The 16,688-nt window shown below is 56.2% G+C and carries 18 protein-coding genes and 1 pseudogene; 5 read left to right on the top strand and 14 right to left on the bottom strand.

The window, feature by feature from the left end; translation table 11 throughout:
- Window positions 1-75 precede the first annotated feature (75 nt).
- Window positions 76-333, top strand: coding sequence for a hypothetical protein (locus I6F37_RS33010; RefSeq protein WP_225153835.1), 258 nt, complete (start codon window positions 76-78; stop codon window positions 331-333).
- Window positions 334-442: 109 nt separating this feature from the next.
- Here I6F37_RS33010 and I6F37_RS33005 read toward each other — a convergent pair whose 3' ends face one another.
- Window positions 443-598 (bottom strand): hypothetical protein, encoded by a 156-nt coding sequence (locus I6F37_RS33005; protein ID WP_225153833.1) that lies wholly within the window; start codon window positions 596-598, stop codon window positions 443-445.
- Between the two features lie 462 nt (window positions 599-1,060).
- Window positions 1,061-1,441 (bottom strand): AAA family ATPase, encoded by a 381-nt coding sequence (locus I6F37_RS33000; protein WP_225153831.1) that lies wholly within the window; start codon window positions 1,439-1,441, stop codon window positions 1,061-1,063.
- Between the two features lie 166 nt (window positions 1,442-1,607).
- On the opposite strand from I6F37_RS33000, the gene I6F37_RS45620 reads away from it, so the two are divergent.
- On the top strand, window positions 1,608-1,730 hold the full coding sequence (locus tag I6F37_RS45620; RefSeq protein WP_256379488.1) for a hypothetical protein: 123 nt from the start codon (window positions 1,608-1,610) through the stop codon (window positions 1,728-1,730).
- A gap of 109 nt (window positions 1,731-1,839) precedes the next feature.
- Here I6F37_RS45620 and I6F37_RS32995 read toward each other — a convergent pair whose 3' ends face one another.
- The 7 genes from I6F37_RS32995 to I6F37_RS32965 all read right to left on the bottom strand — a co-directional run bounded on the left by I6F37_RS32995 (window position 1,840) and on the right by I6F37_RS32965 (window position 7,741).
- Window positions 1,840-2,091 carry a helix-turn-helix transcriptional regulator gene (locus tag I6F37_RS32995; RefSeq protein ID WP_225153829.1) on the bottom strand — a complete coding sequence of 84 codons (252 nt, stop codon included), beginning with the start codon at window positions 2,089-2,091 and terminating at the stop codon, window positions 1,840-1,842.
- Between the two features lie 195 nt (window positions 2,092-2,286).
- Window positions 2,287-3,366: a low specificity L-threonine aldolase gene (locus I6F37_RS32990; RefSeq protein ID WP_225153827.1), complete on the bottom strand. Its 1,080-nt coding sequence runs from the start codon at window positions 3,364-3,366 to the stop codon at window positions 2,287-2,289.
- A gap of 14 nt (window positions 3,367-3,380) precedes the next feature.
- Complete coding sequence (locus tag I6F37_RS32985; protein ID WP_225153926.1) at window positions 3,381-4,109, bottom strand: amino acid ABC transporter ATP-binding protein; 729 nt, start codon at window positions 4,107-4,109, stop codon at window positions 3,381-3,383.
- A gap of 35 nt (window positions 4,110-4,144) precedes the next feature.
- Window positions 4,145-4,795: an amino acid ABC transporter permease gene (locus I6F37_RS32980; RefSeq protein ID WP_225153825.1), complete on the bottom strand. Its 651-nt coding sequence runs from the start codon at window positions 4,793-4,795 to the stop codon at window positions 4,145-4,147.
- Window positions 4,795-5,517, bottom strand: coding sequence for an amino acid ABC transporter permease (locus tag I6F37_RS32975; protein ID WP_225129125.1), 723 nt, complete (start codon window positions 5,515-5,517; stop codon window positions 4,795-4,797). Before I6F37_RS32975 ends, I6F37_RS32980 begins: the two co-directional genes overlap by 1 nt.
- 12 nt (window positions 5,518-5,529) lie before the next feature.
- Window positions 5,530-6,426 carry an amino acid ABC transporter substrate-binding protein gene (locus I6F37_RS32970; RefSeq protein WP_225153824.1) on the bottom strand — a complete coding sequence of 299 codons (897 nt, stop codon included), beginning with the start codon at window positions 6,424-6,426 and terminating at the stop codon, window positions 5,530-5,532.
- A gap of 388 nt (window positions 6,427-6,814) precedes the next feature.
- Window positions 6,815-7,741, bottom strand: a complete 927-nt coding sequence (locus I6F37_RS32965; RefSeq protein WP_225153822.1) for a LysR substrate-binding domain-containing protein — start codon at window positions 7,739-7,741, stop codon at window positions 6,815-6,817.
- Window positions 7,742-7,906: 165 nt separating this feature from the next.
- Here I6F37_RS32965 and I6F37_RS32960 point away from each other — a divergent pair.
- A pseudogene (locus I6F37_RS32960) lies at window positions 7,907-8,109 on the top strand (transposase); the annotation flags it as partial.
- A gap of 389 nt (window positions 8,110-8,498) precedes the next feature.
- Here I6F37_RS32960 and I6F37_RS46005 read toward each other — a convergent pair.
- The 5 genes from I6F37_RS46005 to I6F37_RS32935 form a co-directional block, all read right to left on the bottom strand.
- The gene (locus tag I6F37_RS46005; RefSeq protein ID WP_225153820.1) at window positions 8,499-8,903 is read right to left on the bottom strand and encodes an S-adenosylmethionine decarboxylase; all 405 of its coding nucleotides are present in this window, start codon (window positions 8,901-8,903) and stop codon (window positions 8,499-8,501) included.
- 493 nt (window positions 8,904-9,396) lie between these two features.
- Window positions 9,397-10,545 carry a citrate/2-methylcitrate synthase gene (locus tag I6F37_RS32950; protein ID WP_225153818.1) on the bottom strand — a complete coding sequence of 383 codons (1,149 nt, stop codon included), beginning with the start codon at window positions 10,543-10,545 and terminating at the stop codon, window positions 9,397-9,399.
- A complete protein-coding gene (locus tag I6F37_RS32945; protein WP_225153816.1) occupies window positions 10,542-11,480 on the bottom strand; it encodes an aminoacyl--tRNA ligase-related protein in 939 nt (312 codons plus the stop codon). Before I6F37_RS32945 ends, I6F37_RS32950 begins: the two co-directional genes overlap by 4 nt.
- 352 nt (window positions 11,481-11,832) lie before the next feature.
- Window positions 11,833-12,690, bottom strand: a complete 858-nt coding sequence (locus tag I6F37_RS32940; protein ID WP_225129137.1) for a DMT family transporter — start codon at window positions 12,688-12,690, stop codon at window positions 11,833-11,835.
- A gap of 636 nt (window positions 12,691-13,326) precedes the next feature.
- A complete protein-coding gene (locus tag I6F37_RS32935; RefSeq protein ID WP_225153814.1) occupies window positions 13,327-13,782 on the bottom strand; it encodes an Lrp/AsnC family transcriptional regulator in 456 nt (151 codons plus the stop codon).
- A 196-nt stretch (window positions 13,783-13,978) separates the two neighbouring features.
- On the opposite strand from I6F37_RS32935, the gene alr reads away from it, so the two are divergent.
- Window positions 13,979-15,046, top strand: coding sequence for an alanine racemase (gene alr / locus I6F37_RS32930; RefSeq protein WP_225153925.1), 1,068 nt, complete (start codon window positions 13,979-13,981; stop codon window positions 15,044-15,046).
- Window positions 15,047-15,097: 51 nt separating this feature from the next.
- Window positions 15,098-16,348 carry a D-amino acid dehydrogenase gene (locus I6F37_RS32925; RefSeq protein ID WP_225153812.1) on the top strand — a complete coding sequence of 417 codons (1,251 nt, stop codon included), beginning with the start codon at window positions 15,098-15,100 and terminating at the stop codon, window positions 16,346-16,348.
- Window positions 16,349-16,688 lie beyond the last annotated feature (340 nt).

Below are 16,688 nucleotides of genomic sequence, written 5' to 3'. Positions count from 1 at the left end.
CCGTTGGAGGTGGCACCTAGCTCAGGCCCGGCAGATCAGTCGGCTCACGAGCCGGGTCCGCTACCGAATCTATCAATGTACCTCCCCCTGTGCTTCCAACACGGCGCCGACATCGCCGCTGCGCAGGATCATCAACCCATCCTGTCGCCAGTGTCCGTCCCTTCACAGGAGCTTCAGCGACTGGAAAAGGATTTGGAGGACGAGCTTCACGCCCGACGGGACGATCACGCCGCCCCGTCGTTCTCCGCCGATCCAGAAGAGCTTACTTTCAATCTAGAGCAGTTCTCTCCAGGGGAGCTTCGGCGATTGCTTGATGATCCATCCATATTGTAGCCACATCCCGTCGATCCAGAGGACTCGACTCTAAATTCAGGACAGTCTCCTCCACCAAACGAGCTTTGGCGACTACCGAATGATGAACCCGCGCCGTTGGAGGTGGCATCTAGCGCAGGCCCGGCAGATCAGTCGGCTCACGAGCCGGGTCCGCTGCCGAATCTATCAATGTACCTCCCCCTGGGCTTCCAGCACGCTCAGTGAGGTGTTCGACCTTGGTTTCCAGGCGAATGACCCGGTCGCGGGTATCGCCGTCGTCGATCATTTCTTGATCGCCCGAATTGCGGCGACCACAACGACTGCCGTTGACGCACCGATGAAGAACGAGGTGAAGATCCCATGCTCGGTCTTGTCCCACGCGGATTGACTTTAGTTCCGCCGGACTGCCGCTCGTCCTCGCCCGTCGGGGGTACCCCATGAGCGCGGCATTCGGCCGTTCGACGGATGGGCAGTGAACGTGCGTTGCCTGAAGGACTTCGATCCGTTTTCAGTGCCCGTTCGGCAGATTCACGGCAGCAGGCTGACAATAGATTCGCCATAGCGGCCCTTGCCATGGACTTTCCGTTCGACTGCACGTGTCTATAATTGGTGATGTTCGTTGGACGTCGGCACTCAAAGAACGAAATCGGCCCTTTCCACCACGCTGAGTTTGGCAGTAGTGCCACTTCATAGCCGAGCATCGGGAAAACCTTCAGAAGATGCTCGTTTTCGACAGGCATCCTCGAAATCATGACGCGTCTCTTGATCGGTCGCGTGGATGGCCGGCCAAGGCGGAAGCGATGAACACGCGTCGATGATAGTGGCGTGCCTGTCCGAGTTCCTTGTCGCCGGCTCGCCTGTCACGCGTTCGAGACCCGCTGCGGCGTCGATCAGGCCGCGATCGAATAAACCCAGCGTCGAACGCACTCGCTCGCGTCGGGTTTTCAAGGGAAAGATCAAACGCACTGTGCAGGCGCGCTTCAATACCTGTCCCGGGCAACGCGGGAACGCCCGACTCCAATTCCTTCCTTACGACCGGGCGTCCAGGCTCATCTATCGTCGCGTAGCCGCGTCGGCCGAGTTCGGTCAGCAGCGTGGACTTCCCACACCCGGGGCATCCCGAGATCACGGCGAATCGATCAGATATTCTTCAAGCTCAATTGGCGCTCCAATAGACTTGCCTGATGAGGCGTAATCTCCGCGCCTTTGCGCCTCCGGACACATCACACGTGGACTACGAAAGATCGCCCCAGTGGGGATGAACGCGGTTGCCGTGGTCAATCGGCTGCGTACAAATGGTTGAAAAAGTCGAGGCAATTGCGATTATCGAAGTCTCCTCTTCCGATGCGACCGCGCCCGCCAATGCATTTCGCGAACCTGCATCCGGCAACCAGTCGTCACTCACTCCCGTGCTGTGAAACGCACTCCAATTTAATCACAGCCCTGTTCGGCCGGCAAAGAAGGCTTGTCGGGCGAAATTGGTGTTCTAAGTCCCTCAATTGGCTACGTAGAAGCCGTTGAAATTCGCTATTTTTTCTTGCGACGTGGACCCGCTGGCTTGCGGCTTTTAGGCAAGGTCTTCGGAGACCTAGCACCTTTGGGCGGCAGAACAAAGAACTCGGACAACTGCACGTCCAGCGTTTCGGCGATGCGGTCGAGAAGATCAATCGTCGGGTTCTTCGATTGCCGCTCAAGACTACTCATGTAGGAGCGGTCGATCCCGGCCTTCCAAGCCAATTGCTCCTGCGAGATACCCCGATTCACGCGAATCCGACGCACATTTCAGGCTACAATCGCACGAGTTTTCATACGTCAACTCATGCCATGATGCTAGGCCTCAAAACACTGGCTATAATCCCGCTATTATTTCTTGGTCGGTGTTCCTCGACGTGATCTAGCCTCAAACGCGGCCGGGACCGTGATCGATGCACGTGGGCAGTCGGCGTCCCACGCGCTTCGCACGATGCCCGCGGCTTAGGATGTCGACAGTGTATCGGGGTATTTCGCCTCTAAGCTTTGGCCTATCTCCGAAAAAGCGCTCAAGACCGCATCGATCTGATCCCGTCCTATTCCAGCGTAGATGACCAACCGTACGTATCGATCGCCATAAGGGACGACAAGCACGCCCAATTCCGACAAGCGTTGGGTGAGCCTATGCGCGCTTATCTCCTCGGTCCGTAGTTTCACCAAGACGATGTTGGTCTGGAGTGAATCGAGGTCGATCGACAACCAAGGGTGTTCCGAGGTGAGCACCATGCCCAAGTGTCGCGCATTTGCATGATCGTCGGTGATGCGCTTCTGCATCGACTTCAGCGCGACAACAGCCGGCGCGGCGACAATCCCAGCTGGACGCCAGTTTCCACCTAACATCCGCCTAACGCGACTAGCGTCCTTGATGAACGCGCTGCTGCCGCAAAGCATCGCTCCTAACGGAGCGCCCAAGGCTTTGTTTAGACTGACCGCAATACTGTCTACCCCCCGCGCGAGTGCCAGCGGCTCACACCCGGCATAGGCGGCGGCATTCCACAATCGAGCCCCATCGAGATGGATGGCGATACCTCGTGGGCGACATTCATTCTCAATCTGCTGTTGCCAGCTTGCAGGCATAACCGTCCCGCCCGCGCGATTGTGAGTATTTTCCAGCGAGACCACGGATACTCGCATGGCCTCGTCCTCACTTTGGTCCAGGGCCTGCGCTAGTTGCTCAGGTGACAAATGTCCACGAACTCCAGCCACTCGAAACGTGGCCACATTTGAAACACCCGCCGTTGATGCAGCCTCGAACTCCGCGACGTGTGACTCTGCATCCGCGATGATGAAGTCACCAGGCCGGCAGTGCACCATGAGAGCCGCCTGATTGGCCATCGTGCAGGTCGGAAAGAACAGCGCGTCCTGCGTTCCAAGTGTCTGCGCTGTCAGTGCTTCCAACTCTCGCACATGCCGGTCCTCGCGCGCGCTATAACTTGATGGCGCGCGCGCAGTGGCGATCATTGCCTCGATCATCTCCGGCGTCGGACCCGCCAAGAGGTCGCTGCGCAAGTCAATCAACGACATCGAATCCTCAGCGGTTAGTGTTGAAGTACCTTGGACAGAAAGTCGCGAGCACGATCGCTAGTATTCCCCGCAAAAAATTCGTCCTTAGAGAGATCGTCGACAATTCGACCCGCATCCATGAATACGATGCGATCGCCAACTCGGCGGGCAAACCCCAACTCGTGTGTCACAACGATCATGGTTGTCTTTCGCTCCGCGAGTGCCGTCATTACGTCCAGAACTTCATTGATCATTTCCGGGTCCAGAGCGGAAGTCGGCTCGTCGAATAGCATCACCGCCGGCCTGTTCGCGAGTGCTCGCGCGATGGCCACCCGCTGCTGCTGACCTCCGGAAAGTTGAGCAGGGTATTTCTTCGCATGATCAAGCAGGCCGACTTGGCGGAGCAGTTCGGCTGCGCGCTGCTCCGCTTCTTGGCGTGGCATCCGCAGCACGAGCCGCGGCGCCAGCGATACGTTAGTCATGACATCCATATGAGGATAAAGGTCGAACGCCTGAAAAACCATTCCGGTCGTGGTCCGCAGCTTTTGCAAGTCGGCGCGTCGGTCGCCGACGGAGATTCCGTCGACAACAATCCTTCCCTTCTGGAATTCCTCCAACCGGTTCACGCACTTGATAAGGGTGCTCTTTCCGGAGCCGGACGGACCACAAACGACGACGACTTGGCCGCGCTGAATTTGGGTCGAGCAGGAGTGTAGAACCTGCGTTGTGCCATACCACTTGCTGACGTCTTCGAATTTGACCATCACGTCAGCTGCTTGCGCGGTGTCTCGCTGGTCCACTACCGGTGCCACGTTCGGCTCTCCACAAGAAGGGAAATAGAAAGGCAGATTGTGAGATAGACACCGGCCGCAAATGTGTACATTTCGATCGGCCGGGCCTCACTTTGAGCGATGATGGAAGTCGAGGTGAGGAAGTCATTCAGCGCGACGACATATGCGACGGAGGTGTCCTGGAAGAGGATAATGCACTGCGTCAGAAGAATCGGCGCCATCTTCCTCACGCCTTGGGGCAAGACGATGTACTGAAAGCTTTGGCGCAGCGTCAGCCCTGTCGATATCGCAGCCGCCAATTGTCCCCGAGGCACGCTCTGGATGCCCGCACGCATAGTCTCTGAAAAGTAAGCCGCTTCAAATAGGATGAATGCGATCAAGACAGAGAAAAACTGGCCAACAGGTCGGCCAATGACCAACGGCACCAAGAAGTAAAACCAAAACACGACGAGCACTAGCGGCACGGAGCGGCAGAGGTTCACATAGGCAAAAGCTATCAACCGCAATGGCAATGGGCCAAAGAGGCGCGCTAGCACAATGACGGTGCCCAGGATCGCAGCGCCAATGGTCGAAAGCACAGTAAGCCAGAGTGTTATTTTCATGCCCTCCCAGAGGAAGGCAGCATTCGGTCCGATGATGCCAAAATCCAGGGAGAGCATTAGCTTCGCCCCTTCAGCATTCCAGGAAGGCGGGTAGCGTTCTCGACGGGCAAAACAAGCGCCAGCGTAAACAAGCTGATCACGACATAGAGGAAGGTTGCTGCAGCGAATGCTTCAAATCCGTGAAAAGTAGAGCTTTCGATTTGATGACTGCGCGCGGTGATCTCCAGTACTCCAATCGCAAGTGCAAGCGAAGTATTCTTAAAAGTAGCAAGGAGCTCCGTCGTCAACGGCGGGATCAGCATGCGCAAGCAGATGGGCATGACGATGTAACGACGAATCTGATTGACGGTCAGTCCACTTGCAAGTGCGGCGGAAATAAGCCCCCGCGGCACCGCCTGAATTCCGGCTCGTATCTGCTCGCCGACGCGGGCAGCCATATAGAAGCTGAGGCAGATGACGGCAATCGTGACTTCAGGCTCGTACAGATCCCGCTTCACCCAGCGTCCAAGATTTGAGGGCAGGAGCTCCGGAAAGACGTAGAACCACAGGAACATCTGGATCAGCAATGGCACGTTCCGAAAGAGAGCTGTGTAGACGAAGCCTATTCCACGCACCGCTCTCGATCGAGCAGTGCGGGCTGTACCGACTAAGGTTCCGATCGCAAGCGCTAGGAGGAAGCTCACCACCGCCATGACTATTGTGAGACGCAGACCTTCCAGCAGCCATCCAAGCTGCGGCTGCTGGAAGAGAATACTCCAGTTCCAATTGTAGGAGAGCATTCGACCCAGCCGCTATTGAGGGACTGCTTGCGCTTGGAAGACGGTCTCGAGCTTCTCGCTCAGTGGAATTCCAAATTGGTCAAACCACTTGTGGTAGAGAGATGTTATCTCTCCCGAGCGAAAGAGCTCGGCCAGCGTCTTGTTGACAGCCAAGCGAAACGCAGAGTCGTCACGGCGCATCATTAACCCGTACGGCTCGAAGGAGAGCGGGCGGCCGACGACCTCCAGACGGTCGCGAGCCGGCGACTTTTGTCGCAAAGTGTAGAGGATCGCGTCGTCCGAACAAAACGCGTCGGCGCGATCGCTATCGACAGCCAAGAGTCCTTCTGAAAAATTCGAGATGTTTAGGAATTTCACGTTTGGGACCTTTAGTTTCTGGACCCATCCGTTGATTACACCAACAGTGTTGGCGCCTTGAGCGAGCGCGACTACCTTATTGGCAAAATCTTCGATCTCCTTGATGCCGCTTCCTGTCTTCACCAGACAGCGCGTCGATGACACGAAGTGCATCATCGAAAAATCCACTTGCTCCTGCCGGGACAGGGTGTTGGTCGTTGATCCACATTCCAGATCGATCGTTCCATTTGCGAGAAGCGCCATGCGCGTGCTCGAGTTGATTGGAACAAAATTGACTTGTAGGTCTGGCGCGCTGATATCGTGCTTGATCGTATCCACCACACGCATGCAGATATCGATAGCATAGCCCGCGGGCTTTTTGCTTGCGTCATAGGATGCGAATGGCGGCGAACTTTCAGGGAAGCCGATGACAATTTGCCCCTTGTCTTTCACCTTCTTCAGCGTGCCGTATAGCTCCGCAGCATCGGCCTGTACGACGCTCGAGACAGACCATATTAAGAGACCGGTGGCGACCGACCATCGAACTGCTGACTGCAAGTATGATGCGTTCATCAGAACCCCCCCTTCATGTGACCATTGGCCTAATATTGAACGACGAGTTCGCTTGGAAAGGGATATTTGCTCAACCAGGTCGTGAACAAGGATCACGCCCTAAGTGAGCCGCACGACCATCGGTTTAATTGGAGGCGGCAACTCAACTGAAGGGAGCTGGGCCGGAAAAAGGAGATCAGCTAAAGCATGTTGTATTGCGACATCGTGCTTTAGAGAGCTGCATGCCCCATTTCGCTTGCCGAACGACGTCGCCGTCACTCGATATGTCCCGCCGAGCTTCTCCGCGGCGAGTCCCACACCGATATTCGTCAATTAACGTTCGATGTAGTCGAGCGTTAGGGTGGCTCACCGAGCTCGGTTGCGTGCTGTGAACGGGCCGGGCCTCTCCCTAAACGATCTCGCCCGGTCCCACGTAATTCTGTTTGTTCGAGCGCTGTGCCTCATCGAGCAGCCATTTTCTAAACAGCAAAGAGCGCTGATTGCGGTCATCATCTGGTGTGACGACATAGTAGGCTGGCAGGGTGATCGGGCTTGATGGGAACGGAAGAATCAATTTCCCTGCAGCGAGTTCTTCCGCCGTGAGCACGTTGCTTTCCAAAATTACTCCGAGAGCCTGCAGGGCTGCCTCGATCGCAAGAAAGGAAGGCTTCAACTGTACTTGTCTGACATCGGGTGGAAGTTCTAGGCCTTGGCTGCGAAACCAGAAATCCCAGGAAACGAGGTTTTGATCTGTGCGAATGAGGGTGACCTGGCTAAGGGCCGAGGGAGAGTGCAGTCCTGCCGAGTCTCTCAAAATTGGACTACAGATTGGCTGAACGCCCTCTGATAGAAACAGCTGCTCCGAGCAATTTGGAAGGCCCTGCGCCCCATAGCAGATCGCCAAATCCAAGCCTGGGTCACGAAAGTCAGGTGGGCCCGAGGCGGCTATGATCCTAAGATCGATCTCTGGATGAGCGCCCATGAAGCGTCCGAGCTTGCTCAGCAACCATCGTGTAGAAAAAGTGGGCGCACAATGCACAGTCAGACGCTGTCGTCGCGGCTTTCCAAGGACATCAGACGTAACCTCGCCGATCTCCGTAAGTGCTCCCCGAATCTTATTGTAATATCCCGCTCCGGCCGAGGTGAGCACAACTCCATCTGGTCTCCGGTCAAATAGACGAAACCCGAATATCTCCTCGAGTTTCGTGATCTGGTGGCTCACCGCTGAGCGTGTCAGGTTCAGCTCTTCCGCTGCAGCGGAAAAGCTCAAAAGACGAGCAGCACATTCAAAGGTATTTAACGCATTAAGTGAGATGGGCCGGCGAGCCTTACTCATCGGTTCCTCGAATTGGTCAACCGCAAGTCTTCCAGAACAAAGAGCGCAGCTTATAAACCGCGGCGGCGCCTCGTCAATTCGCTTTTGTTTACGATTGGGTTGCCCGTCGACGTGAACCGCCCCGGGATTGCCGGAGGCTTCAACTCTTGAGAAGATGGAGCCCTTATGGGCAAGACGACGAACACGTTTTCACCCGAGGTTCGGGCCCGTGCGGTTTGGCTGGTTCTGAATACGCCAGCGAGCACCCGTCGCGCTGGGCGGCGGTGACCTCGATTGCGGCCAAAATCGGCTGCACGCCGCAGACGCTGCATGACTGGGTCAAGCAGGCCGAGGTCGACAGCGGGCAGCGGGCCGGCGTTCCGACCGACATGGCAACCAACATCAACTGCATGATGTTACATCTCGTGGTTGCAAGCAGAGCAGTAGCATGCACTCATAGTGATACGAAGAGAGTGAAGGCCATGAAGGTAATACGATCCCTGCCCTTGCGTTGTGCACACACGGCACCCGTCAGCGAGTCGAATACCATTGAAGCGAAGACGATCGAGCAGCAGAACAGTAATAACATCAGACGCAAGTTCCGATCGAGCGAGGCGCGCTGTCTGGCAGACAGAGGAGCGTATTCTCCTCCAACCGGCGCTCCAAAAAAGAGAGATCGGAGGGCCGGACTGTGCGAGTGGCCAATGCTTGCGGCCGTGTCCCGTCGCACTCCTAAAGCATACACCGACAGATCGCTCTCCCTACAGTGCGCGCATGGTCAGCCGAGACTAGGTCTCCACAGGGAAGACCGGCGCCAAATGGTCAACGCGGTAGTAGTACGGATCTCTGACCGTTCAGGTTGGAACGCCTCAATTAGCACAGACGCCGCCCTGCATGCTTCGGTACCGCCCCTCGCTAGAATGCCAATGATAGCGTAGGAGTTCTTGGGCCATGCATGTATTACAATCTGAGCATCAGCCATCCGCGCCACGGCGAAGAGGCTGCCATCTCCAGGAGACTTGCGAAGACGAAAGCACTCTAAAGTTGAACGCGTCGCATCAATCGCCCTAGGAATCGCAACCTCAGCGATGGTCCAATCGTCTATCTTCGCTGCTCCCCACAGTTCAACGACGAGCTGGTTGCCTCCAGTAAATCGTGTCGCAATCCGTTCGCTGTCACTCACTCAGAGTCCTCATTGATGTGGCGTCCTAAAGATCCGGATCGGCAGCGGCGCAGCGGCGAGCCGATGGAGCGCTTGAGAAAGAAGTTCCCACGATAGCATTGCACCTTCCGAGGACATGATTTGCGAGACGTTCGGGTGATGCGATCCTTGCTCCGACAAGACCAGAAGTGTTCGATCCGCTCACACCAAGCATTCGGCTAATGTAGGCACAAGCGGAGCACTTAAATGCTTACGATTGAGCTCTTCGGAGAGGCTACATATGCTACTCTCCCGTTCTTCGATGATCGCGATAGGTAAGCGTTCTCGCTACGACTTGCCTTCCAGCCCCTCTTTCACTACCCAACCCATTTGCCTTGCCAGACAAGCTGAGGCGTCGACTCTAAGTCTCTTGCCAAAGGAGTTGCTTGTGCACTGCTTACTCTGTTCAAGCCGTCCAGTCCGCGGCTCCTAAGCTGGAGTCTCTAAAGTTCAGATTTCCTCCATCGAGCATTTCTTAGCGCTCCTGAATCGGAATATACGCCACTTCTTTGCAGCCATTAAATTTCAGCAACGGGTGTATCAGGATGTTGTTGTTGGATTGCTCGATGATGTGTGCTGTCCACCCCGCGAGGCGGCAGAGGGAGAATACCGCCGCGCACAAATCAGCCGGTATGCCCAGAAGCTTGTACGACACCGAACCGTAGAAATCGTCGTTGATGTGAATGCCGTGTCTTCCGTAGGGTTTCATCTCCTCGGCGAGAACGTTTAGAATCTGGAGATGGTGCGGCTCGGCCCTTAGCTGCGAGAGGATCTCGACATGCCGGCGGAGATGGCGCGCGCGCGGGTCCTCCGTCTTGTAAGCGCGGTTGCCAAATCCAAGAATGCGCTCGCGGCGGCGTCGGCGCTCTCTTACGAACTTCAGGACTCTATCTGGTGAGCCGATCTCCTCGACCATGGCGGCAACTCCATCCATCGCCCCGCCGTGTAAGACGCCCTCGAAGCAAGCGAGCGCACCCGCTACGGCAGCGTGATAGCCCGACTTGGCGCTCGCAATCACTCTCGCTGTGAACGTGGAAGCATTTGCACCAAGCTCAGCGTGCAGGATAAAATCCTCATCTAGTACTTTGGCCTCTTCCCGCGTCGGGAGGGTGCCCTTTAGCATCCACAGGAAGTTGGCAGCGTGAGCGAGTTCATCATTCGGTCGGGGGAGCGCTCGCCCCTCCCGTTGGGCGTGATGTGTCGCTACAGCGACAGCCATTTGGGATAGTAGGCGTATCGATTTTCGCTGCAGAGCTTCTGTACGATTATCTGCACCGTCCGGATCGAGCGCAACAAGCGCAGATACTGTTGTGCGCAGGGCATCCATTGGATGCGCGAGCTTCATTTGGGCCAGAAGATCGATGACTGTGGGAGGAAGTGAGCGGGCTGCTTTCAGTTCTCGCTGAAACTCGTCGAGCTCGCTCGCCGTTGGGAGCTTGCCGAAAATCAGGAGAAACGCTGTCTCTTCAAAGGTCGAATTTGCAACAAGGACATCAATCGAGTGGCCACGGACAGAGAGTGTCCCGTTCTTCGCGTCGACATCAGAAATTGTTGTCCGATCGACACAAATTCCCATCAGCCCACGATGCATTGTAGAAGCGCGAATGGAATTGTCACTGTTCATTGCGAAGCGCTCTGGTGGGACATTACGGCCGAGTGAGACGCCTGCAGCCGATCGAGAATGACTCCCGTGTCAGTCCCAAAGTGCTCTGTCAGCGCGTATACCCAGCGTTCAAGGCCGAATCCGATGCAGCCCGTATGTGCGGGTTCGCCCTCGATAGTTATACCGCAGCGCTCACCGAAGAAGCGACGATGATAGTTAAGCGAAGCGATCGCCAGCGTCCCGTTGAATAAAAGTTCTTCTTTGGTCGGAAAGATGCGTGTTGCGCGGGCTGCGGTGCTGGCCTTGTCAAAGAATGGGTCGGAGGCATGCTTAACCTCAATGGTCAGACCCAACTCACCCAGGAATTCCAGTGCAATTGCCCGATACTTGCGGAGGTAAGTCTTGACGTCCTCGTCACGCCCGACGAATACAATTTCACGCAACGTGAAGGCCCGAAGCCGTCTCAGTCCTTGGTAATGGTCTTCATTGCGGAAGCAATTGGCTACGGTTGTAACGCAACGAGTAGCGCTGAGGTGCTGACCGCGCATACTGAGGTAGACGTTATAGCACGCGGCGGGGGGGAGGCAAAATTCCGCACTCTGCAACTGACGATGATCGAGGCGCAATAGGTCGTCTTGTCCTTTGCTAAAGTCCGCGCAAGCTGACTCGCTTATGGCGCACGCGCAGAGTGCGAGATGCGGGAAGTTTCGGAAGTAGTTCAGGCGGTCAAGATCCGCGATAGGGATAAGCGATGGATACCGAATATTTGTCGCTGGGATGAAGCTCGCCCAATCCAGGAAGATAACCTCAAGTTGCTGGATAATCGCGTGTCCGCGGTCCGTAAACGTCGCCATGCCACCTGACGTCGAGAATAGCGCCTCAATAGAGGGCGCCGCTTTTGACGGGTTGTTTCCCGTGAGCGTATTGGGCGCGGGTGTTAACTCGATGTTCTTCATGAGATCCGTCGTACGTAGGGGATTGCTGTTTCTTTTTAGGGGCGCCGTCAGCGAAGTGCCGGCGACCTTGCGAACTCATCGCGTCCGAACACGATATTGGCGGTCTGCCCGAGAGCGCTCTCGCGTCGGATGGCAGGCGAAGATCAGTTTGATTTGAACGGGACGGCGATTCCTCTTTCACTCATGATAAGCAGCCGGCATAACGCCGTCCCGCATTATTCGCTATGCCCGTGGTCGCGATAGAAATGGCGGCTGATTGCGCCCTCTGCTTCATCGAAGTGCCGCTCTCGACCACGTTGCGGTTGGCCCTGAATATTGCATCGGAATGCTCCATCCTGTCTGCGTGACCTTTCTACTTGTGCATGTTTGCGCCGACCAAGGCGACCGAAGCGGCACAAAATATCAAGCCAGAACCGAGCCACATCGCAGGTGTAGGAGTTGTGTCGAAGCACAACATGTCAATTGCCAAGCTGGTTGGAAGACGAATGAAGTCGAAGGGGGCCGCGCGCGAAAGGCGAACGCGAGCGTAGCCTCTGACGAGGGCGACTTGAGCCAGTGCAGCGAAAATCGCAAGGAGCAGCAACAATGCCCAATCGGCGGGAGATGGCCAAACCCAAGCAGGAATTGCGATCGGCAGGCCGATAACTGAACTCCATAGCATAAAGCTAAGCGACATTTGTCCGGGCCCGGCCGTGTTTGCTAGGCGCCTTACCATCACAATCGCAAGACTGTCGAGGATGGCTCCGATCAATCCAACGACCACCCAGATGTCGAGATCGGTCAAGGCCGGTTGAGTTATAACAAGCGCGCCTAGAAGCCCCATCGTTGCGGCACTTCCAGTGGCAAAGCCATGAGCTTCCTTCAAGATGAGTGTGGACAGCAGCATGCAATAAATAGGTGATGTGTAGGATATCGAGGAAACCAAAGTGAGTGGGAGCTTTGACGAACAAGTAGCGAATGCTGCGAAGCCGCCGTAACCGAGCGCTGATCTGAGAAAGTGCTCCTTCGAAAAGTAGGCTTGGAAGTCTAGGCGACTATGTCTAGGGACAATAAAGAAGAGCAGCGGCGCAGATATCAAGCTCCGCAGGACGACGACCTCGAGGGGCGAAAGAGTCCTGGTTACAATTTTGATGATCGCTGCCATCGCAACCAACATCAGGCCGGCGAAAATGACATTCGCTATCCCGCTGAGTTCTGAATCTCGGATCATCTGTTCAAGCGAAAAGCATCATCAAAATTGAGGGGGGCGGAACGCGCGAGGTTATCCCTGCTACCTGTCTGCGCTCAAAATTCCAGGCAGCCGGCGAGTTCAACCCGAGAGTCGGGCTGACCCCAGCGCGCCGGGCATAAGAGCGCACTGTTCGGCATAGCGGGGGGACGCAGTGCTCTTCGACGTAGCCTGAGGGGGAGGAGTGTCCGGGCACAAAGGGTGTCCTTATCTTTAGAGTGTGTGCTGAGCATTGGGAGCGTTGAAGTTCTCGCCGGTTACTGTCAGGACACGCTTTCAACATCAACTATCAGAAATGGTAGGCCTCGCCGGCTCGCGACGCTTTTAGACCCGCCGCTGTGCGGAGCGGATCCAAAGTCTTCAACATTGCCTTTGCGCTGAGCGCCTACTTAGTACAGCGCAACAGTAGGCTGGCATTGCTTCGTAAAGGATGTTCTCTTGCTGCGCATCCCGAGTGCCACGACGATCTGTTAGCGACTCAAGTATGGTGTGAGTTCTAATCGGCTTGACCGACAGCGCCGCAAGCGACAGGCGTCCGCGCGTATTGAGCCTTCAAGTGCTGCTGAAGGGACGCATCGAACGAGAGATATAGGAGTTCTATTGGCCGGAAGAGCGTACTCAGCGCCGAGCGTTTGTTCGGCTTGCAAGCACGTTTCTAATCGAAAAGCTGGAATGGATACGTGCGACACCTGGAAGGGTCGAGAGGACCTCCTTGTGTATCCGTTCGAACTCGACAGCATTGGCGGCTTCCACACGCAGGAAATAGTCCGCTCGCCCGGTCATGAGATAGCACTCCTGAATCTCCGGATGCTTGCGTACCGCAGCCTCAAATTTATTGAGGTACTCTACCGTCTGCCGTTCCAACGTGATGTTGATCAGCACGGCAAGACCTTGTGAGTCGGCACCGGTCTCCACGAGTGCTGTATACCCGCGAATGACACCGGCCTTCTCGAGCAGCTTGATCCGTCGCAGACACGCCGAAGGTGAAAGCCCAACTTCCTCCGCCAGATTTACATTGCTCATTCGCGCGTTTACGCGGAGCGCGCGCAAGATATTGTGATCTATGCTGTCCATGGCCGCTGTAAATTTTATTCGAAGGGTTTGCAGATCGTTCGATCTTTCGTAGCAGTTATCGAACAATCGAGCAAGGAATGCGCACAACTTGCTCGTTTATTGCGCTAAGCCTTATCTCATGCACAGTGAAAAGACGTTGGACCGGGCCGTTCCGCAGGCGGTGTTAGATGGGAAAGCGCAAGGCTTTCCCGGCTATATGACCGTCGATTTGGCAGCGCTGCGCCGGAATTTTCAGCGCATTGCATCGATGACGACTCCGGCTCGCGTGGCAGCAGTGGTCAAAGCCGATGCCTATGGCTTGGGTGCCATCAGAGTGGCGGAGACGTTGCTTGACGCCGGCTGCAGACACTTTTTCGTGGCGCAGGCGGAGGAAGCCATCGCATTGCGGCCTCATCTTCCGAACGACGCGCAGCTTTTTGTGCTGAACGGCCTATTGCCCGGTGCGGAGGCAGCGTGCGCGGCGGCTCAAGTCATTCCAGTCATCAACTGCTTCGCCCAGCTTTACCGTTGGCGTACTCAGGCACACGCCGAGAGGCGACGTCTCCCTGCTGTTCTACAATTCGATACCGGCATGTCACGGCTCGGTTTTGCGCCCGCCGAGCGCGCTGCGGTCCGCATGGAAATCGCGCAATCGCCGGAGCTCGAGATTCTCTACGTTATGAGCCATCTCGCCTCCGCGGATGAGCCCACCAAAGCGCAAAACGCGGCGCAGCTAGCAGAGATGCAGATGGTCAAAAAGGAATTTGCTCCGGTGCCATCCTCCTTCGCCAACTCCGCTGGCGTGCTGATGGGTAAGGACTATCATGGCTCTCTCGTTCGTCCAGGGATCGCGCTCTATGGCGGTGCGCCGCAGGTGAATGCCGTCAATCCAATGGAGCCCGTCGTCAGCCTCGCTATCGCGGTCGCGCAGACCCGCACGGTCCCGCGCGGCACTATGGTCGGCTATAGCGGAACGCACGTAACCGGCGACAGCACCCGCCTTGCTACACTTTGCGCCGGCTATGCAGACGGGCTTCCAAGAAGCCTGAGTGGCCGCGGAGCCGTCTACTTCCACGGTCAACGCCTGCCTATCGTGGGGCGAGTCTCGATGGACAGCATGACAGTCGACATCTCCGATCTGCCGGATGACGCTCTCGATCTGGGAAGCCTCGTCGAAGTGATCGGTCCTCATCAGCCCCTCGAAATGCTGGCGGCTGACGCCGGCACGATCTCCTACGAGATTCTCACCGGCCTCGGTCGGCGCTTCTTCAGAAGCTATTGCTGAACGTTCCCAGCAGATGAGCAGGCATCATTAAGCATGACTATGGATTAGATAATGAAAGTCACGATTCTAGGCGCAGGCGTTATCGGCGTCACCACCGCATATCAGCTTGCGAAGCTCGGGCACGAAGTCGTCGTTCTCGATAGGCAATCGGGTCCAGCACTGGAAACCAGCTTTGCGAACGCCGGGGAGGTTTCCTTCGGCTACTGTTCGCCGTGGGCTGCCCCCGGAATCCCCATGAAGGCCGTCAAGTGGATGCTCATGCGGCATGCGCCCTTGATCCTCCGCCCAAAGCTTGATGCGGCCATGCTCTCCTGGCTCTTTCGCATGCTATCCAACTGCACTGCGAACCGATATGCGCTCAACAAGGGACGGATGCTGCGCCTTGCGGACTACAGCCGCATGGCGCTTGCCGAGTTAAGGAGCGAGGCCTCGTTGAACTATGACGAGCGCATGCAGGGAACTCTGCAGTTGTTCCGATCTCAGCAGCAGCTCGACGCATCAGCGAAGGACGTGAAGGCTCTTGCGGCAGATGGCGTTCCTTTCCAGGTCCTCGATCGCGATGGCTGTATTCGGGCCGAGCCCGCATTGCGCTACGTGCGCGACCGAATGGTTGGTGGACTCTTGACTCCAAAAGACGAGACCGGCGACTGCTTCAAGTTTACGAATGCGCTGGAGCAAAAAGCCGCGGCGTTGGGCATCGACTTCCGTTACGGACACTTCATCAATGGGCTCGACATCGAAGCTGGCCAAGTGCGTGGTGTGTTCACCGATCGTGGGACCATTAGATCGGACGCAGTCGTTGTCGCGCTGGGAAGCTATTCGCCGCTTCTGCTCAAGAAGGTCGGAATCAAGCTGCCGGTCTATCCTGTCAAAGGATATTCGCTGACGATTCCAATTACCGACGCCTCACGTGCCCCCGAATCGACGGTCATGGACGAGACATACAAGATTGCAATCACCCGTCTCGGAGATCGGATTCGTGTTGGCGGGATGGCCGAAATTTCAGGCTACACCAATGACCTCGTCGAAGCACGTCGACGGACCCTGGAGTATTCCGTGATGGATCTGTTTCCCGGGGGAGATCCTAAGACCGCATCCTTCTGGTCAGGCCTTCGACCGATGACTCCTGATGGCACCCCAATCATTGGCCGGACCAGGATCAGTAATCTATTCTTGAATACCGGACATGGTACTCTCGGCTGGACAATGAGTTGCGGTTCTTCGCGGGTCATAGCGGACCTTGTCTCGGGACGAAAACCTGACATCGAAACGAAGGATCTAGGCCTAGGGCGCTATTCATAGGCCAGCAAAGAGCTACTCTGGCAGAGCCGTCTTCAATCAGGATTCTGGCCAAATCCCTCCACGCCACCTCATTCGAAGAAGTAGGGCGCTGCGCACAACGATTCACAGCGCGCCCGACAATCATCAAGCAGCTTTATTGGCGATCAGATAAATAACTATTTCGGATGATGATGCTGGCGGCCATTCGCGAAACGTTGGTTCAACTCCTGCGCTGCACAGATGGCACTCTAGGTATGATCTTTGCGTCTTCTCTACTGCAAGTATTTTTTCGCCGAACTACGCTGGCTCCCTACACCGCCTGAATACTTGTTGAACTAACCCATCTCCTGCTTTTTCTATC

It is taken from the genome of Bradyrhizobium sp. NBAIM08, from assembly GCF_020193935.1.
Taxonomy (GTDB): Bacteria; Pseudomonadota; Alphaproteobacteria; order Rhizobiales; family Xanthobacteraceae; genus Bradyrhizobium; species Bradyrhizobium yuanmingense.
The sequence above is the reverse complement of the archived record's forward strand: the minus strand, read 5'-3'. Positions and strand labels throughout refer to the sequence as shown.